This window comes from Rhodococcus sp. IEGM1428 (assembly GCF_050321865.1).
Classification (GTDB): Bacteria; Actinomycetota; Actinomycetes; order Mycobacteriales; family Mycobacteriaceae; genus Rhodococcoides.
Window position 1 is genome coordinate 537,671 of the sequence record NZ_JBNQFW010000001.1, and the last position, 16,169, is coordinate 553,839.

The 16,169-nt window shown below is 64.9% G+C and carries 16 protein-coding genes; 9 read left to right on the forward strand and 7 right to left on the reverse strand.

Features of this window, described 5'->3' with window-relative positions:
• Position 1: 1 nt before the first annotated feature.
• Positions 2-1,474 carry an MDR family MFS transporter gene (locus ACQR3T_RS02690; protein WP_428692456.1) on the reverse strand — a complete coding sequence of 491 codons (1,473 nt, stop codon included), beginning with the start codon at positions 1,472-1,474 and terminating at the stop codon, positions 2-4.
• A gap of 145 nt (positions 1,475-1,619) precedes the next feature.
• On the opposite strand from ACQR3T_RS02690, the gene ACQR3T_RS02695 reads away from it, so the two are divergent.
• Entirely contained in the window at positions 1,620-2,237 is a 618-nt protein-coding gene (locus tag ACQR3T_RS02695) for a TetR/AcrR family transcriptional regulator (RefSeq protein ID WP_428692457.1), read from the forward strand.
• A 67-nt stretch (positions 2,238-2,304) separates the two neighbouring features.
• On the opposite strand, the gene ACQR3T_RS02700 is transcribed toward ACQR3T_RS02695, so the two are convergent.
• Both ACQR3T_RS02700 and ACQR3T_RS02705 read right to left on the reverse strand, forming a co-directional pair.
• On the reverse strand, positions 2,305-3,450 hold the full coding sequence (locus ACQR3T_RS02700) for an NAD(P)/FAD-dependent oxidoreductase (protein ID WP_428692458.1): 1,146 nt from the start codon (positions 3,448-3,450) through the stop codon (positions 2,305-2,307).
• Entirely contained in the window at positions 3,447-3,953 is a 507-nt protein-coding gene (locus ACQR3T_RS02705) for an Lrp/AsnC family transcriptional regulator (protein ID WP_428692459.1), read from the reverse strand. Before ACQR3T_RS02705 ends, ACQR3T_RS02700 begins: the two co-directional genes overlap by 4 nt.
• A 170-nt stretch (positions 3,954-4,123) precedes the next feature.
• On the opposite strand from ACQR3T_RS02705, the gene ACQR3T_RS02710 reads away from it, so the two are divergent.
• The 4 genes from ACQR3T_RS02710 (at position 4,124) to ACQR3T_RS02725 (ending at position 7,492) form a co-directional block, all read left to right on the forward strand.
• Positions 4,124-4,696 (forward strand): antibiotic biosynthesis monooxygenase, encoded by a 573-nt coding sequence (locus ACQR3T_RS02710; protein WP_094616422.1) that lies wholly within the window; start codon positions 4,124-4,126, stop codon positions 4,694-4,696.
• Positions 4,697-4,742: 46 nt separating this feature from the next.
• Complete coding sequence (locus ACQR3T_RS02715; RefSeq protein ID WP_428692460.1) at positions 4,743-5,510, forward strand: tyrosine-protein phosphatase; 768 nt, start codon at positions 4,743-4,745, stop codon at positions 5,508-5,510.
• Positions 5,511-5,527: 17 nt separating this feature from the next.
• The gene (locus ACQR3T_RS02720) at positions 5,528-6,052 is read left to right on the forward strand and encodes a peroxiredoxin (RefSeq protein ID WP_428692461.1); all 525 of its coding nucleotides are present in this window, start codon (positions 5,528-5,530) and stop codon (positions 6,050-6,052) included.
• A gap of 312 nt (positions 6,053-6,364) precedes the next feature.
• Positions 6,365-7,492 carry a class I SAM-dependent methyltransferase gene (locus ACQR3T_RS02725; protein WP_428692462.1) on the forward strand — a complete coding sequence of 376 codons (1,128 nt, stop codon included), beginning with the start codon at positions 6,365-6,367 and terminating at the stop codon, positions 7,490-7,492.
• 3 nt (positions 7,493-7,495) lie between these two features.
• On the opposite strand, the gene ACQR3T_RS02730 is transcribed toward ACQR3T_RS02725, so the two are convergent.
• The gene (locus ACQR3T_RS02730; protein ID WP_032376583.1) at positions 7,496-7,921 is read right to left on the reverse strand and encodes a hypothetical protein; all 426 of its coding nucleotides are present in this window, start codon (positions 7,919-7,921) and stop codon (positions 7,496-7,498) included.
• Positions 7,922-8,118: 197 nt separating this feature from the next.
• Between ACQR3T_RS02730 and ACQR3T_RS02735 the strand changes: the two genes are divergently transcribed.
• Positions 8,119-8,967, forward strand: coding sequence for a Bax inhibitor-1/YccA family protein (locus ACQR3T_RS02735; RefSeq protein ID WP_032376584.1), 849 nt, complete (start codon positions 8,119-8,121; stop codon positions 8,965-8,967).
• Between the two features lie 66 nt (positions 8,968-9,033).
• Here ACQR3T_RS02735 and ACQR3T_RS02740 read toward each other — a convergent pair whose 3' ends face one another.
• Together ACQR3T_RS02740 and ACQR3T_RS02745 are read right to left on the reverse strand one after the other, a co-directional pair.
• The gene (locus ACQR3T_RS02740) at positions 9,034-10,254 is read right to left on the reverse strand and encodes an acetyl-CoA C-acetyltransferase (protein ID WP_032376585.1); all 1,221 of its coding nucleotides are present in this window, start codon (positions 10,252-10,254) and stop codon (positions 9,034-9,036) included.
• A 71-nt stretch (positions 10,255-10,325) separates the two neighbouring features.
• The gene (locus ACQR3T_RS02745; RefSeq protein ID WP_428692463.1) at positions 10,326-11,339 is read right to left on the reverse strand and encodes an SGNH/GDSL hydrolase family protein; all 1,014 of its coding nucleotides are present in this window, start codon (positions 11,337-11,339) and stop codon (positions 10,326-10,328) included.
• A 96-nt stretch (positions 11,340-11,435) separates the two neighbouring features.
• Between ACQR3T_RS02745 and ACQR3T_RS02750 the strand changes: the two genes are divergently transcribed.
• Entirely contained in the window at positions 11,436-12,821 is a 1,386-nt protein-coding gene (locus ACQR3T_RS02750; RefSeq protein WP_032376587.1) for a cystathionine beta-synthase, read from the forward strand.
• A gap of 57 nt (positions 12,822-12,878) precedes the next feature.
• Here ACQR3T_RS02750 and ACQR3T_RS02755 read toward each other — a convergent pair whose 3' ends face one another.
• Positions 12,879-14,051, reverse strand: a complete 1,173-nt coding sequence (locus tag ACQR3T_RS02755; RefSeq protein WP_428692464.1) for an acyl-CoA dehydrogenase family protein — start codon at positions 14,049-14,051, stop codon at positions 12,879-12,881.
• Between the two features lie 81 nt (positions 14,052-14,132).
• Here ACQR3T_RS02755 and ACQR3T_RS02760 point away from each other — a divergent pair, with 81 nt between their 5' ends.
• Positions 14,133-15,305 (forward strand): cystathionine gamma-synthase, encoded by a 1,173-nt coding sequence (locus ACQR3T_RS02760; protein ID WP_428692465.1) that lies wholly within the window; start codon positions 14,133-14,135, stop codon positions 15,303-15,305.
• Positions 15,302-16,078 carry a glutamate racemase gene (locus tag ACQR3T_RS02765; RefSeq protein WP_428692466.1) on the forward strand — a complete coding sequence of 259 codons (777 nt, stop codon included), beginning with the start codon at positions 15,302-15,304 and terminating at the stop codon, positions 16,076-16,078. Before ACQR3T_RS02760 ends, ACQR3T_RS02765 begins: the two co-directional genes overlap by 4 nt.
• Positions 16,079-16,169 lie beyond the last annotated feature (91 nt).

The following is a 16,169-nucleotide window of genomic DNA, read 5'->3' on the forward strand; positions in this document are numbered from 1 at the left end:
TTCAGTGAATCGATTGCGCGGGAACTGCGCTCGCGTCCTGATCGGTTCGTGCCGGCGCTCGGACGAAGAACGAGGCCGCCACCGCGATCAGTGACACGGCCCCGCCGTAGAGGAAAGCGGTGTGAATTCCGGCCTCGGAACCACCCACCGCACTTACGCCGTCGGCGACGCGGGCGGCCGCAGTATTGGACATCACCGTGACGAACAACGCGGTACCGGCAGCGCCGGCCAACTGCTGAACCGTGTTGAAGATCGCACTACCGTGCGAGTACAGCTGGGTGGGTAGTGATCCCAGCGACGAAGTCATGAGCGGCGTCATGATGAGAGCCAGACCCGCCGAGAGCAGCATGTGGATACCGATCACGAGCGGCAGTGCGGTCTGCGCGTCGAGCACGGTCATCGACCACAGTGCAGCGCTCACCACGACGGCACCGGGAATGACCAACGGGCGCGGGCCGATTCGATCGAAGATGCGACCGACGAACGGGGCCAGCAGACCCATCAAGAGTCCGCCGGGGAGCAGCATCAGTCCGGTGTCGAGAGTGTCGAGGCCGCGGACGTTCTGCAGATACATCGGTAGCAGGATCAGTGCGCCGAACAGGGCCATCATCGAAATCGCGATCATGCCGAGTCCGATACTGAAGGTTGGAGTGCGGAACGGACGCATATCCAGAAGTGCGCCGCCGCGCTCCTGACGGGAGATCTGCCGGAGAACGAACACCACGAGGGCGAGCGCACCGACGACCAGCGGCAGCCACACCGGCACCACGGACTCCTCGGCCGAATGTCCCAGGCTGCTCAGGCCGTAGACGATGCCGCCGAAAGCCAACGCGGACAACACGACCGACGCGGGATCGAACGACGGCCGACTGGTCTGGGTCACGTTCTTCACCAGAGTGGTCCCGATGGCGAACGCGATGAGGGCGATGGGAAGGACGAGCCAGAACATCCAACGCCAGTCGAGCGAATCGAGGATGATCCCCGAGATCGTCGGACCGACCGCGGGTGCCACAGCGATGACGATGGAGATCACGCCCATCATCGCGCCGCGCTTGTGCGCCGGAACCACGGTGAGCACCGTTGTCATCAACAGCGGCAACATGATCGCCGTGCCGCTGGCCTGGGTGACGCGTCCGAGCAGGAGCAGCTCGAATCCCGGAGCGGAGGCAGCGAACAGAGTGCCGACAGTGAACAGCGTCATGGCCGCCACGAACACCTGACGCAGAGTGAAGCGCTGGAACAGGAAGCCGGTGATGGGAATGACCACCGCCATCGTCAGCAGAAATCCGGTGGTGAGCCACTGCGCCGTCGTCGCGGAGATGTCGAGGTCGACCATCAGGGTGGGCAGCGCCACGCTCATGATCGTTTCGTTGAGGATCATGACGAACGCCGCGATGACGAGGATGCCGATCAGTAACTTGCTGCCCGGCGCGAGTTGCGCGTCGGGTTTGTGGTCGGTCTCAGATGTGGTCATGTGTCGAGAACTTTCGCGTATGGGTTCAAGGTGTGGAGCAATTCGTATGTAGACAGCTTGAATCATAGTGACAGTGACTGTCAACTTGAACTTTGCTGGTATGTTGACAGCGACACGAAGGGGAGTCGACGATGGATGGAGGACGATGAGCGATCGAGTACCGGATCTGCGCGAGCGACGTCGTCGAGAAACCCTCCTCGAGATCACCCGTGCTGCGCTCGATCTGTTCGAGACGCAGGGCTGCGCCACCACGACGGTCGATCAGATCGCACGCCGGGCCGGAGTATCGCCGAGTACGTTCTTTCGTAGCTTTGCATCCAAGGAGGAATCGGTTCTCGGCCTCGCCCCGGAGTTCGAGCTCGATATCGACGCCTGGCTGGCATCGACGGCACCGCAAGGCATCACCCTCACGGCGATCGAAGCACTGTACGAGCGATCCGTCGAACGATTTTCCGCTGCACCGTACGAGGCCAGGGATCGTCTCCTGCGTACCCGGCGGTTGATCGGTCGCGACGACCATCTGCGGGCCGCCGCCTTCACGGCCGACGCCATGACGCTGTGCCGCGTCACCGATTCGGTGGCCGCCAAGCTAGGTGATCACGAATCACGTTCATATGCACGGTTGTTGGTCGAGGGGGCCGGAATGGCCATGCGAATCGCCTTCGACGACTGGGCCGAGCGCATCGACACCGGGCAGGACGCCGACCTGGTAGACATCTACCGAACCACGCTGAACGATCTGCGACGCGTCGTCGCCGGCTGAGCTTCTCGTCGTGCGCGGAACTTCGTAGTGGGGGTCGAGTTTTGGTGCACGTGGCGCGAAGCGCCTCTCACCCGAAGCGGCTGGGCGACAGGTCCGCTTCGTCGAGCCCGCGCTCGGTCACATCGATCGGAAGTGGTTGCCGCCGTAGCAGAGTCGCGCCGACTCTGGCCAGCGCCGCGCACGTCTGGATTCCGTACCCACCCTGACCGGCGCACCAGAAGAAACCCTCGATGTTCGGATCGAATCCGACGACCGGAGTTCGGTCGGGCACGAAGCTGCGCAGGCCGGCCCAGGACGACCGCACATGCCGGGCCGTCAACGTGGTCGCCTCGGCAATGTCGTCGAACGCTCGGGCGATCTCCAACTCGTCCGGACGGGCATCGCTCGGCTCGATGGGCGTCTCGTCCGCAGGCGAGCACAGTAGTTGTGCGCCTTCGGGTTTGATGTAGAACTTCTCGTCGATGTCGCTCAATGTCGCCAGGTGTGCGGTATCGAGGTCCTCGGGTGCGGCCACCATGAACACCGAGCGTCGCATGGGCACGAGTCCGATAGGCTCGGCACCCGCCATCGCGCCGAGGACATCCGCCCATGCGCCCGCGGCGTCGACGACGAGCGGAGCAGTGTGTGTCGACCCATCGGTGGTGTGCGCGTGCCACAGGCCGTCGATGCGCCTCAGTGAACTCACCCCGGTACCGGTGTTGACACGCCCGCCCCGCGTACGGAGCCCTCGCACGTAGCCCTGATGCAGGGCGTGCACGTCGACTTCCATCGAATGCGGCTCGTACAGAGCGCAATCGATCAATTCGGGGCGCAGCGGCGGAAAGAATGTGCGCGCGTCGGCAGGCGAAACCAGTTGTGCGTCGGGCGTCAAGCGGCTGACGTCGGCGTACATCGCTTCGAGCGCGTCGCCTCGTCCGATGGACGCGAACTGGAGCAGGGGGCGCGGGGCGAGCAGTTCGGATCGAAAGTGCTCCGGCGGGTTCTCCAGGAAGTCTCGGCTGGCCGTCGTCAGAGCACGAATCGTGTTGTTGCCGTAGGTCTCCAGAAACAGCGCGGCCGAGCGTCCGGTGGTATGGAAGGCCAGGGTCTTCTCGCGCTCGAGCAGGGTGACTCGGTGATCGCTCGCGAGTTCGTATCCGAGCGAGACACCGCCGATTCCGCCGCCGACAACTATTACATCGGTGGTAGGCGTGTCGCGAACAGACGTGCTCATCGAGTTCTCCCATTCCTCGGCTGGGTGATTTCAGGCTGGACGGTCCACTGAGCGCCGGGACCGACCGCCTCGTCGAAGATCAACCAGGTTCGGGTCGACAGTATCCCGTCGAGTCCCTGCAACTTGTCCAGCACCAGGTGTCGCAGTGCCGATGTGTCAGGAGCACGGACCAGAACGAGCGCATCGAAGTCACCGCCCATCAAGCTGACGTGCTCGACGAACGGGAAGGTACTCAGGTCGTCGGCGACGGCACGCCACGAATCCTGCCGAATGGACAGTGCCACATAGGCGGATGCGCCGACTCCGGCCTTCTCGTAGGCGATGCGTGCGGTGAACCCCTCGATGACGCCCTCGTCGAGGAGGCGATCCACGCGTACGTAGGCGTGTGCCCGGGAGATGTGAGTTGCCTCGGCCAATGCGCGCATGGACATTCGGCCGTCACGGCTCAGCTCGGTGACGATGCGTCGATCCACGTCGTCGAGCTCGTACTCGGTTTGTGCCATCCGTCCACTCCAGGTCGTTCACGAGGGGTCTGTATGGACAGACTGCCACACCAGGCGCACTCGAGGGCCATACATCTACATCTCGGCCCCTGATTTGAAAGCTGGTCCACTGGGCCGCACTCTGTGTAGAACGGAAAAGCCGAGACGAACACGTGCAGGAGGGGTACCGCATGACCACGACGGACACGCTCGATCACGTCACGACCTCGGTCGCACGGCGCGTTCGCGAGGGGTACGAAGCAGATTTCGTCGAATGGACCGATCGCGGTATCGATCTCGTTCGAACTTTCCCCGGCTTTCTCGGTGGCGGCTGGCTGCGCAGTTCCGGCGGATCCAACGACTACCACGTGGTGTACCGGTTCGAGACCCACGACAACCTCGACGCGTGGCTGCACTCGGATTCTCGACGCCGCTGGCTCAGCAGCGGCAGGCCCATCGCCGACGACGTTGCAACACATCGTCTTTCCGGCGTGGAGGGATGGTTCGAGCCGCAGTCCAACCTGACCGACGCAGTTCGAGTGATCGGCGGCCCGCCACCCCGGTGGAAGCAGGCGATTTCGATCGGCGTGGCGTTCTATGCCGTCAGCTTGCTGGTCAACATCGTTCTCACACCACATTTGACGGGGTTGAACGTGGCCCTGCGAACGGCGGTCGTGGTGATGATGTGCACGCCGTTGATGGTCTATGTAGTGATGCCGTTCGTCACCTCCCGGCTGCGGAAGTGGCTCGTACCCCGCGTCTGAGCCCGGCCTTGCTTCTCCACCACCTCACTTCTATACAGTCGAGATCATGCCCGACGCCCGTGTGCACGATCAGTTCGCTCTCGACGGGGCCTGGAACTTTCGAGACCTCGGCGGTGTTCGCACTGCCGACGGCTCGAGGATTCGGCCCGGAAAGTTCTATCGCGCATCGGAATTGAGTGCTCTCACCGAGAGCGGACAACGCGCCGTGGTCGATCTCGGGATACGCACGGTGTTCGATTTTCGCAGTGACTCCGAGATCGCACGAAGTGGTGTCGACAGAGTTCCGGACGGCGTGCAGTCGATCTCGGTGCCGTTCCACAACGACAGCGGTGAGCGCGCTCCGCACGAGGCTCCGACCCACGAAGAACAGAGTCAGGTCGACTACCTGCTCCGCGCGTACGCGTCGTTTCCGGTGCTGGACGGGGCGGCGCACGCGATCAAGCAGGTGGCGGAGGCTATTGCCGCCGGGCGAGGCGGAGTTCTGGTGCACTGCGCCGCGGGTAAGGATCGGGCCGGGTGGACCGTCGCGACTGTGCTGCGGGCCGCCGGAGTGAGCGAGGACGAGATCCTCGCCGACTACCTCGCCAGCAATGCTGCAGTGGAGCCGCTGCTCGCCCATGTGCGCCGGACATGGGCAGGTACCGATGACGCCCGAGGGCCCGGGGAGGCGTTGTTGGGAGTCCGCGCGTCCTATCTGGAGCGCGGAATGCAGGCTGTGACGTCGAATCACGGGTCGTTCGAGGCTTATCTGAGTCACCTGGGTATCGATGAACATCTGCGCGGGCGGCTCGTCGCCGAATTGGTTCAGGACTGAGCGGTAGCCTCTGCGTCATGCGAATCGGACAGACGGCCCCGGATTTCGAGCTCCTCGATCATGCCGGTGAATCCCGTGCGCTCTCCGAGCTGACGGCATCGGGCCCGGTGGTGCTGTTCTTCTATCCTGCGGCCAACAGTCCCATTTGCACCGCCGAGGCCTGCCATTTCCGCGACCTCGGAACAGAATTCAGCAGATTCGGTGCGCAGCGAGTGGGGATCAGCACCGACACCCGCGACAAGAATCAACATTTCGCTCTGCAGAGGTCCTTCGACTTTCCACTGCTGTCCGATTCCGACGGCGCGGTGGCCGAACAATTCGGAGTGCGGCGAGGTGGGTGGTTCACCCGGCGGCGTCGGCTTCGTGAGCTCGAACGCGGGCGGGCGCATGCGGCCAATCGTGGGTACTTGCGGCAGCTACTGTCCGTGAAGCGGACGACATTCGTGATAGATCGGCACCGAGTGGTGCGGATGGTTGTGCAGAGCGAACGCGGTCACGTGCACGCGACCAAGGCCTTGGAATACCTGCGTTATCTGTCTTGACGACGAAGTGCGCCGTTATTCGTTCGCGCCGCTGAACAGGGCGGTGTAAACGGCAGGCTTCGAAGCTTCGGCGTGTGCATCGGTCGACGCGTCGTCGGGATGGCTGAAGAGTGCCTCGTTCTTGTCTTTGTGTTCCATTCCCCGAGCATGCCCCTAGTCGACCGCAATAGCCACTCGCCGCGCTGGCTTTGCTGCAACCCGTACCCCCTCGTGCGCGTTTTGCGTAGGTCCACCTACGCAAAACGCGCACGACGGTGGCGCCTGGGGAACGAACGCGAAAGGTCACACGCAGCCGGGTGGGATACTGCTCGGGTGCCTGATGAAACTCTGTTCGACGCCCTGCGCCGCGAACCCGACGCCGAGGCACCCAACCTCCACGCCGTCGACGCTGCGGACCGTCTGGTACTCGATACCGTCGACGAGCGCCCGGGAGTCGACAGAACGGCACCGATCGCAGTGATCGGCGACCGGTACGGTGCCCTCACCCTCGGTGCCGTGGCGTTGGGCTTCACCGATGTGCGGGTCCATCAGGACGCCGTCACCGGCGTGCGGGCGCTCGAACTGAACGCTGCACGGGTTGCCATGAGCGGTTCGTACACCCAGCACAGGCTCGGTGCCGAGCTGTTCGACGGCGTCGGCACGGTACTGATGCAGTTGCCGCGAGGTCTGGCCGAGCTCACCGAAATCGCCGAGCACATCGCGGCGCACGCGACCGCGGACGTGGTGGTGTTGGCAGGTGGGCGAGACAAACACATGACCCCCGCCATGAACGACGTGCTACGACGGTCCTTCGCGACGGTCACGGCCGGCCGCGGCCGGCAGAAAGCCCGAGTGCTCACCGCGACCGGGGCGGTGGCGTCGGCGATGACGTATCCGGTGAGCAAACGTCTCGCGGATATCGACATGACGGTCGTGGCCCATGGCGCTGTGTTCGCCGGCGCAGGCCTGGACATCGGGACACGGTTCCTGCTCGAGTTCGTTCCGAAGATGTTGCCGCGTGCTCGCACGGCCGTCGACTTGGGCTGTGGCACAGGCATTCTCGCAGCAGAGCTGGCGCGAACCAGGCCGGATCTAGAAGTGATCGCTACCGATCGTTCGGCTGCAGCTATCGCGTCGGCAGCGGCGACGGCGGAGGCGAACGGGACTCGGATCGCGGTGATCGCCGACGATGCGATGTCCACCTTCGAATCGGAGTCGGTCGATCTGGTGGTCTGCAATCCGCCGTTTCACGAAGGTGCTGCCGTGCATACGGGCGGGGCGAGCAAACTGTTCGCTGCCGCCGGTCGGGTGCTGCGGCCCGGCGGCCAACTGTGGACTGTGTTCAACACTCACCTGAACTATCGACGCGAACTGGCCGACGCCGTTGGTCCCACCGACCTCATGGGACGCAACGGCAAGTTCACCGTTGCTCGCTCGGTGCGGCCGAGCGAGCAACGGTGAGTGTCAGGTGACCGGGCCGCCGTCTTCGGGGGAGCCGTCGATCTGGCCGCGGTTGCGCCCGCGGTCCTCGACGAGGGTTCCTTCGACGATCTCCGCCTGACGCTGGCCTTCGGCGTAGTCGATATCGGGATCCTCGTCGGATTCCTCGACGACGTGGTCGACCAATTCCTCGGTCAACTCGTCGTCGGGGGTCTCGGTGATCGGGCGGTCGAGCTCCTCCTCGACCGCGATGTCGGGTTCTTCCTCGCTGAGCTTGAGGTCCAGGCTCTCGCCCTCGGCAGCCTCACGGGCTGTGGTGCCGAAGCTGTTGGCCTCGCTCCAGTGGTCCGGGGGATCGACCACGGTGTCGCCGTCGTCGTTGCGCACCTCGTCGGAGTCGACGCTTTCGCTGGGGTCCAAAGTCTGGTCGGGTCCGTCTTCGATTGCCATTTCCTCATAGTGCCCGTTTCGATTCGGTGTCACACACGCGGTCGTGTCCGCGTATGGAGGGCGTACCCGGTAGAGTCCGTTTTGTCCGTCGTAGAAGTTCTCCGTTCGGGAACTTTTGTCCGGATATCAGACGTTCTACTGGTGACCGGCGGGGAGATCCCCGGTGGGGATCAGAACTTACGAAGGGAAGAGACACGGTGCGCACCTCCAGCAACCCGGTGTTCCGCAACCTGCCCAAGCAGCAGGGCGGCGGCTACGCCACATTCGGATCTGCGACGGCTGGAGCCTCGCAGGCCGCAACCTTCGGCCAGCATCCCGGAACGCAGGCCGATCCGTACACCACGCAGCCCGCACAGCGGGCCATGACGATCGACGACGTCGTCACCAAGACCGGCATCACCCTCGGTGTGCTGAGCGTGACGGCGATCATCTCGTACCTGCTCGTCTCCAACAACACCGACCTGGCCGTGCCGTTCGTGATCGGCGGCGGCTTGATCGGGTTCGGCCTGGTCATGTTCGCGACCTTCGGTCGCAAGATGGACAACAAGGCGATCGTCCTCGCCTACGCCGCCGCAGAAGGCGTGTTCCTCGGTGCACTGTCGCTGATGTTCACCGGTGTCGAGTTCGGTGGGGTCGGCGGATCCGCCCTCATCGGTCAGGCAGTACTCGGCACGTTCGGCGTGTTCTTCGGCATGCTGATCGTCTACAAGACCGGCGCGATCCGCGTCACCCCGCGTTTGACCCGCATGGTCGTCGGTGCCCTCATCGGTGTCGTCGTGCTGATGCTCGGCAACCTCGTCGCCAGCTTCTTCATGGAAGACGGCTTCGGACTCCGCTCGGGCGGACCGCTGGCCATCATCTTCAGCCTCGTCTGCATCGGTATCGCCGCGTTCAGCTTCCTGCTGGACTTCGATCAGGCCGATCAGCTGATCCGTGCACAGGCACCGGAGAAGGCAGCCTGGGGCGTCGCCCTCGGCCTGACCATCACCTTGGTCTGGCTGTACGTCGAGATCCTGCGTCTGCTGAGCTACTTCCAGAACGACTAGTACTCTCGCGAAAAGCCCCGCCACTCCATTGAAGAGGGCGGGGCTTTTTCGTTGTGATGTCTCGGATCAGCTGAGGCGTTCGAGCACCATGGCCATACCCATGCCGCCGCCGACGCACATGGTCTCGACGCCGAACGTCTTGTCCTGTGTCGTCAGGTTGTTCAGCAGCGTGGTGGTGATGCGCGCACCGGTCATGCCGAAGGGGTGGCCGATCGCGATGGCACCGCCGGAGACGTTGAGCTTGTCCTCCTCGATGCCGAGGTCGCGAGCCGAACCGAGTACCTGCACGGCGAACGCCTCGTTGATCTCGAACAGGTCGATGTCGGAGATGGACATCCCCGCGATCTTCAGCGCCTTACGGGTGGCCTCGATGGGGCCGAGGCCCATGATCTCGGGGGACGTGCCGGTGACTCCGGTGGAGACGATGCGCGCCAATGGCGTCAAGCCCAGTTCCTTGGCCTTGGTGTCGCTCATGATGACGAGTGCTGCTGCGCCGTCGTTGAGCGGGCACGCGTTGCCCGCGGTGATGGTGCCGTTGGGACGGAAGACCGGCTTGAGCTGGCTGATCTTCTCGTACGTGGTGCCGGCGCGAGGGCCGTCGTCGGTGTTGACGACGGTGCCGTCGGGCAGGGTCACCGGGGTGATCTCCCGCTCGAAGAAGCCGGCGTTGATGGCCTCTTCTGCGCGGTTCTGGCTGCGGACGCCCCAGTGGTCCTGATCCTCGCGGGTGATGCCGGTGAGCAGCGCGACGTTCTCGGCCGTCTGGCCCATCGCGATGTACGCGTCGGGCAGTTCGCCGTTCTCGCGGGGATCGGTCCAGCTGTCCGCGCCCTCTTCCTGCGCCTTCTTGGTGCGGGCCTCGGCGTCGGCGAAGATCGGGTTGTGGCTCTCCGGCAGCGAGTCGGAGCTGCCATGGATGAAGCTGGACACGCTCTCGACACCAGCGGAGATGAACACGTCACCCTCGCCTGCCTTGATCGCGTGCAGCGCCATTCGGGTGGTCTGCAGCGAGGACGAACAGTAGCGGGTGATCGTCGTTCCTGGCAGGGAGTCGTAGCCGAGCTGCACTGCGACGATGCGAGCGAGGTTGTTGCCCTGCATGCCGCCGGGCAGACCGCAGCCCAGGAGCAGGTCGTCGATGTCCTTCGGGTCCAGCGAAGGCACCTTGGCCAGCGCGGCGGCGACCATCTGAGCGGTGAGGTCGTCGGGACGAATGTCCTTGAGCGACCCCTTCATCGCCCTGCCGATCGGTGAGCGCGCGGTGGCGACGATGACTGCCTCTGGCATGAGATCTCCTTCGAATCGATACTGCTTACCTGCTCTGTTACCGCCGAGTAGGCGATGTCTCCCGATCGAACTTACAACCCCGCCGATCCACCGCCGCCACGACGTACGAGATCGTCCCACGCAGTGCTGATCTCGGCATCGAGCTCGGCGGTTCTCCTGCGCAGGAAGCGGTCGAGTGCGGCCGTGGCGCGGGGGATGGCCTTGCGTGATTCGGCGGCGGCGGACACGGTCGGCAGCTCGGGCAGCGGGCCACCGTGCCACACCCCGAGCGCCGATGCGAGCACCGGCAGAATCTGCTGCGCGGCGAGCTCGTAGCCGGCGGCCGAAGGATGGAAGCGATCCGCCGAGAACATCGTGTCGGGGGCCGCGAGAAACTCGGGGGAGAGCAGATCCGCCAGGGCCACCGGATGTCCGCCCGCGCTGAGCGTCCTGGCCGTCTGAGCATGCGCCAGGCGTCGACCCCAATTGCGGACGACGGTGCGCAGCGGCTGCGGAATGGCAGTCACGACACCGAGATCGGGGCACGTCCCCACGGCGACCACACAGCCCTTGGCCGTCAACCGCTCGACCGCGTCGCCCAGTCTGGCCGCCGATGCGGGAATGGAGAACTTCTTGGTGACGTCGTTCGCGCCGACGAAGATGACCGCCGCATCGGGCGGCGGACCCGCGACGAACATCGCATCGACCTGGCCTTCGAGGCCCTTCGAGGTGGCACCGGCAATTGCCTTGGTACTCAATCGGATTCGCTGACCTGTTTCCTCGGCCAGGCCGCGGGCGAGCAGAACGCCCGGGACTTCGTCGGCAACGACACAGCCGACGCCCGCGGCCGTGGAGTCGCCGAAGATCATCAGATGAATATCTGCTGAACTTCCCAATCGCCACCGTTCGGGGGCTGCGCAGCCCGCCGTGTAGACGCCGTCGGCCTCCGGTGGCTTGGCGGTGGTACGCCCGATGACGCCGCGCGCCGCAGCGGCCTGTCCCATGAGATGTCGGTAGGCGGCCCAGGATGCAGTCCCTGCTCCAGAGCCCGCAAGTACCGTCGCGGCGCTCGCTTTCGCAGCGGTGCGCCATCCGCTCGCCGTCACAGATCGATCCCTCTCGTCGCGCCGTCGACACCATCGTAGGCGGGCGTCGACGGCAGTGGCCGAGAGTCGAATACCTGCATCTGGGAAGATGGTGCAATGCGCATCGCTCAGCACATCACCGAACTCATCGGCAACACCCCGTTGGTGAAGTTGTCCACCGTCATCGGCGACGGTGCAGGCACGGTCGCGGCCAAGATCGAGTACCTCAACCCGGGTGGTTCGTCCAAGGACCGCATCGCCGTGAAGATGATCGACGCGGCCGAGGCGTCCGGCGAACTGAAGCCCGGCGGCACCATCGTCGAACCCACGTCCGGCAACACCGGCGTCGGTCTCGCGCTCGTCGCACAACAGCGCGGTTACAAGTGTGTGTTCGTGTGCCCCGACAAGGTCGGCGAGGACAAGCGCAACGTGCTGCGCGCCTACGGAGCCGAGGTCGTCGTCTGCCCGACGGCCGTCGCACCCGAGGACCCCAACAGCTACTACAGCGTCTCCGATCGACTCGTTCGCGAGATCGAGGGAGCCTGGAAGCCCAACCAGTACTCCAACCCGGCCGGACCGGCCAGCCACTACGAGACCACCGGCCCCGAGATCTGGGCCGACACCGACGGAAAGATCACTCACTTCGTCGCAGGCGTCGGCACCGGCGGCACCATCTCCGGCACCGGCAAGTACCTCAAAGAGGTCTCCGGCGGCAAGGTCAAGGTCATCGGCGTCGACCCCGAGGGGTCGGTCTACTCCGGCGGCACGGGACGCCCGTACCTCGTCGAAGGTGTCGGTGAGGACTTCTGGCCGACCGCCTACGACCCGTCCATCCCCGACGAGATCATCGCCGTCTCCGACGCCGACTCCTTCGACATGACCCGTCGCCTCGCCCGCGAGGAAGGCCTGTTGGTCGGCGGCTCGTGCGGTATGGCTGCCGTGGCTGCGATCCAGGTTGCCGAGCGCGAAGGTCCCGACGCGTTGGTCGTCGTTCTGCTGCCCGACGGCGGACGCGGTTACCTGGCAAAGATCTTCAACGACTCGTGGATGTCGTCGTACGGATTCCTGCGTTCGCGTCTGGACGGCACAACCGAGGAGACCTCCGTCGGCGCAGTGCTGCGCGGAAAGTCCGGCGCCCTGCCGGATCTGGTGCACACTCACCCGTCCGAGACCGTGCGCGACGCCATCGAGATTCTGCGCGAGTACGGCGTTTCCCAGATGCCGGTCGTCGGAGCCGAGCCGCCTGTCATGGCAGGCGAGGTTGCCGGAAGCGTCACCGAGCGGGATCTGCTCAGTGCCGTGTTCGAGGGTCGCGCAGCGTTGGCCGACCCGGTCGCCAAGCACATGAGCGAGCCGTTCCCATTGATCGGTGCGGGCGAAACCGTCTCCGACGCCACCAAGGCACTCGGCGAATCCGATGCGCTGATGGTCGTAGAAGAAGGCAAGCCCGTCGGCGTCATCACTCGCCACGACCTGCTCGGATTCCTCAGCAAGGGTGCCTAGCCCTCGTGCGCGTTTTGCGTACCCTGAAGTACGCAAAACGCGCACGACCCAGAGCCTCTACCGCACCGCGCTCGAGCCGGTCAGCGCCTGCCCGATCACTAGTTGATGTACCTCGGACGTGCCCTCGTAGGTGAGGACGGACTCGAGGTTGTTGGCGTGTCGAAGCACCGGGTATTCGAGCGTGATTCCGTTGGCTCCCAGGATCGTTCGGCATTCTCGAGCAATCTTGATGGCCTCACGCACGTTGTTGAGCTTGCCCAGGGACACTCGCTCACCCGGCAGTTGACCCTTGTCCTTGAGCCGACCCAGGTGCAGTGCGAGTAGCTGCCCCTTACCGAGTTCGAGGGCCATGTTCGCGAGCTTGGCCTGGGTGATCTGATATCCGGCGAGGGGCTTGTCGAATACTGCGCGGGTCTTCGAGTACTCGATGGCCGATTCGATGCAGTCCCGAGCTGCGCCCATCGCGCCGAAGACGATGCCGAAGCGGGCCTCGTTGAGGCAGCTCAACGGTCCGCTCAGACCGCGGGCCTGGGGCAGCATCGCGTCGGCGGGCAGTCGAACGTCGTCGAAAACCAACTCGCCGGTGATCGAGGCACGCAGCGAGAGCTTCTTCTTGACCGTGTTCGCGGTGAATCCCGGTGCGTCGGTCGGTACGACGAAACCACGGATCTTGTCGTCGGTCTGCGCCCATACGACGGCGACGTCGGCGACCGGTCCGTTGGTGATCCACATCTTGCTGCCGTTGAGGATCCAGTCGTCACCGTCGCGCTTGGCGCGGGTGAGCATGCCGCCGGGGTTCGATCCGAAATCGGCTTCGGTGAGACCGAAACAGCCGATCAGCGAACCCTCGGCCATTCCCGGGAGCCACTGCTGCTTCTGCTCCTCGGAGCCGTACTTCCAGATCGCGAACATCGCCAGCGAGCCCTGCACCGAAACCAGCGAACGGATGCCGGAGTCGATGGCTTCGAGTTCGAGGCAGGCCAGGCCGTATGCCGTCGCGGACGTTCCGGCGCAGCCGTAGCCCTCGAGGTGCATGCCGAGCAGGCCGAGCGAGCCCAGTTCCTTGGCGAGTTCTCGCGCCGGCACCGTGCCCTCGTCGAACCAGTCGGCGATGTGCGGACGGATGCGCTCGTTGCCGAACTTGCGGACGGTGTCCCGGATCTGGCGTTCCTCGTCGTCGAGGAGTGAATCGATCGCGAACAGTTCGTCGACGCTCTGGGAGTTGGCCACGGTGCCTCTTTCCGCTGGGGGTTGTCTTCGCAGGTTACCCACGCCCCCGCCGGGCGACGCAGGCCGATTAGGGTGGAGGCCATGAGTGAGCAGCGCAGCAAGGCAGACAACACGTCCTGGCAGGGCTTTTCCACCAAGGCGGTGCACGCCGGCTACGAGCCGGATCCGCTGACCGGCGCAGTGAACGTGCCGATCTACGCCAGCTCGACCTTCGCCCAGGACGGCGTCGGCGGCATGCGCAGCGGATTCGAGTACGCGCGCACCGGCAACCCGACGCGTCGTCCGCTCGAAGCCAATCTCGCGGCCATCGAGTCCGGCACCTACGGTCGGGCGTTCTCCTCGGGCATGGCGGCCACGGACTGCCTGCTTCGCTCGGCGCTGCGTCCCGGCGACCATCTCGTCATCCCCAACGACGCCTACGGCGGCACGTACCGATTGATCGACAAGGTGTTCACCCAGTGGGGCATCGAGTACTCGGTGGCCGCGGTGTCGGACGTCGACGAGGTGCGCGCAGCGATGCGCCCGAACACCAAGCTCGTCTGGGTGGAGACGCCCACCAACCCGTTGCTCAACGTCGGTGATATCGAGGCGCTGTCGGGCGTCGCGCACGAGGGTGGGGCCAAGCTCGTTGTCGACAACACCTTCGCGTCGCCGTACCTGCAGCAGCCCCTGAGCCTCGGTGCCGACGTGGTGCTGCACTCGACCACCAAGTACATCGGCGGACACTCCGATGTCGTCGGCGGCGCATTGGTGACCGACAGCGAAGAACTCGATACGGCGTTCGCGTTCCTGCAGAACGGAGCGGGCGGAGTACCGGGACCGTTCGACGCGTTCCTGACCTTGCGCGGCATCAAGACCCTCGCGCTGCGGATGGAACGGCACAGCGACAACGCCGAGAAGATCGTCGAATTCCTCGACGGGCACCCGGCCATCTCGCAGGTCATCTACCCCGGACTCGAATCGCACCCGTCTCACACGGTTGCCGCGAAGCAGATGCGACGCTTCGGCGGCATGGTCTCGGTTCGCCTGGCGGGCGGCAAGCAGGCGGCACTCGACTTCTGCGCCAAGACCGAAATCTTCACTCTCGCAGAGTCTCTCGGCGGCGTCGAATCATTGATCGAACATCCCGGTGCCATGACCCATGCGTCGACTGCCGGTTCGTTGCTCGAAGTTCCCGACGACCTGGTGCGGCTGTCGGTCGGTATCGAGGACGGCGCCGATCTGGTCGGTGACGTCGAGCAAGCGCTGGCATGATCGTCGCACTGATCGACTCGGGTCTGGGAATGGTCCCGACGGCTGCACGGCTGCGCAGTCTGCGTCCCGAGCTCGATCTGGTGCTGATGATGGACCCCGACAACGCCCCGTGGGGCCCCAAGCCGGACCGGTGGGTCATCGACCGGGTGGTCGGTACCGCGCAGCACGCCGTCGACCTCGGTGCCGAGGTGGTCGTGCTGCCGTGCAATACCGCCAGTGTGACGGCGCTGAGCCACGTGCGGGCCGCGCTGGGTGATTCCGTGCCGGTGGTGGGGACCGTGCCGGCGATCAAACCCGCTGCGGCGGTGAGTGATCGGATCGCGATCTGGGCGACGGCAGCGACGACGGCAAGTGCGTATCAAGCGCGCTTGATCGAGGAATTCGCGTCGCATCGGACGGTGACGAGTGTGGCCTGCCATGGTCTTGCCGATGCGATCGACCGCGGAGACGCGACTGGCATCAGCGCAGCGATCACCGCTGCAGTGGCGTCCACTCCCGACGACGTCGAGTCCATCGTGATGGGGTGCACGCACTATCCGCTGGTGCTCGGCGAGATCGTGGCGAAGCTGCCCACCCAGGTGTCGATGTTCGACAGCGCCGAGGCCGTTGCCAACCAGACGGTTCGACGCGTCGACGAGGTCGGTTCGGCTGTTTCCGGAACCGGTCGCGTATCGGTGTGGCTCAGTGGAGTCGAGGGCGAACTGCCTGCGAGCGCGCAGCGTTACCGCGAGGGACAGCTGCTGCTCGACAGCGCAGGTGTGCAGCGATTCTGAGTCGTCGGGAATGTAAGACCTTCCTACGCGTTGTCCTTCACTGAGGTAACGGTCGCTGCAGTGGAGGGACAACACATGGTCGACGTGGACG

Coding starts and splice junctions, on each gene's coding strand:
- ACQR3T_RS02690 (WP_428692456.1), bottom strand. CDS start 1,474: ATGACCACATCTGAGACCGACCACAAACCCGACGCGCAACTCGCGCCG.
- ACQR3T_RS02695 (WP_428692457.1), top strand. CDS start 1,620: ATGAGCGATCGAGTACCGGATCTGCGCGAGCGACGTCGTCGAGAAACC.
- ACQR3T_RS02700 (WP_428692458.1), bottom strand. CDS start 3,450: ATGAGCACGTCTGTTCGCGACACGCCTACCACCGATGTAATAGTTGTC.
- ACQR3T_RS02705 (WP_428692459.1), bottom strand. CDS start 3,953: ATGGCACAAACCGAGTACGAGCTCGACGACGTGGATCGACGCATCGTC.
- ACQR3T_RS02710 (WP_094616422.1), top strand. CDS start 4,124: ATGACCACGACGGACACGCTCGATCACGTCACGACCTCGGTCGCACGG.
- ACQR3T_RS02715 (WP_428692460.1), top strand. CDS start 4,743: ATGCCCGACGCCCGTGTGCACGATCAGTTCGCTCTCGACGGGGCCTGG.
- ACQR3T_RS02720 (WP_428692461.1), top strand. CDS start 5,528: ATGCGAATCGGACAGACGGCCCCGGATTTCGAGCTCCTCGATCATGCC.
- ACQR3T_RS02730 (WP_032376583.1), bottom strand. CDS start 7,921: ATGGCAATCGAAGACGGACCCGACCAGACTTTGGACCCCAGCGAAAGC.
- ACQR3T_RS02740 (WP_032376585.1), bottom strand. CDS start 10,254: ATGCCAGAGGCAGTCATCGTCGCCACCGCGCGCTCACCGATCGGCAGG.
- ACQR3T_RS02750 (WP_032376587.1), top strand. CDS start 11,436: ATGCGCATCGCTCAGCACATCACCGAACTCATCGGCAACACCCCGTTG.
- ACQR3T_RS02760 (WP_428692465.1), top strand. CDS start 14,133: ATGAGTGAGCAGCGCAGCAAGGCAGACAACACGTCCTGGCAGGGCTTT.
- ACQR3T_RS02765 (WP_428692466.1), top strand. CDS start 15,302: ATGATCGTCGCACTGATCGACTCGGGTCTGGGAATGGTCCCGACGGCT.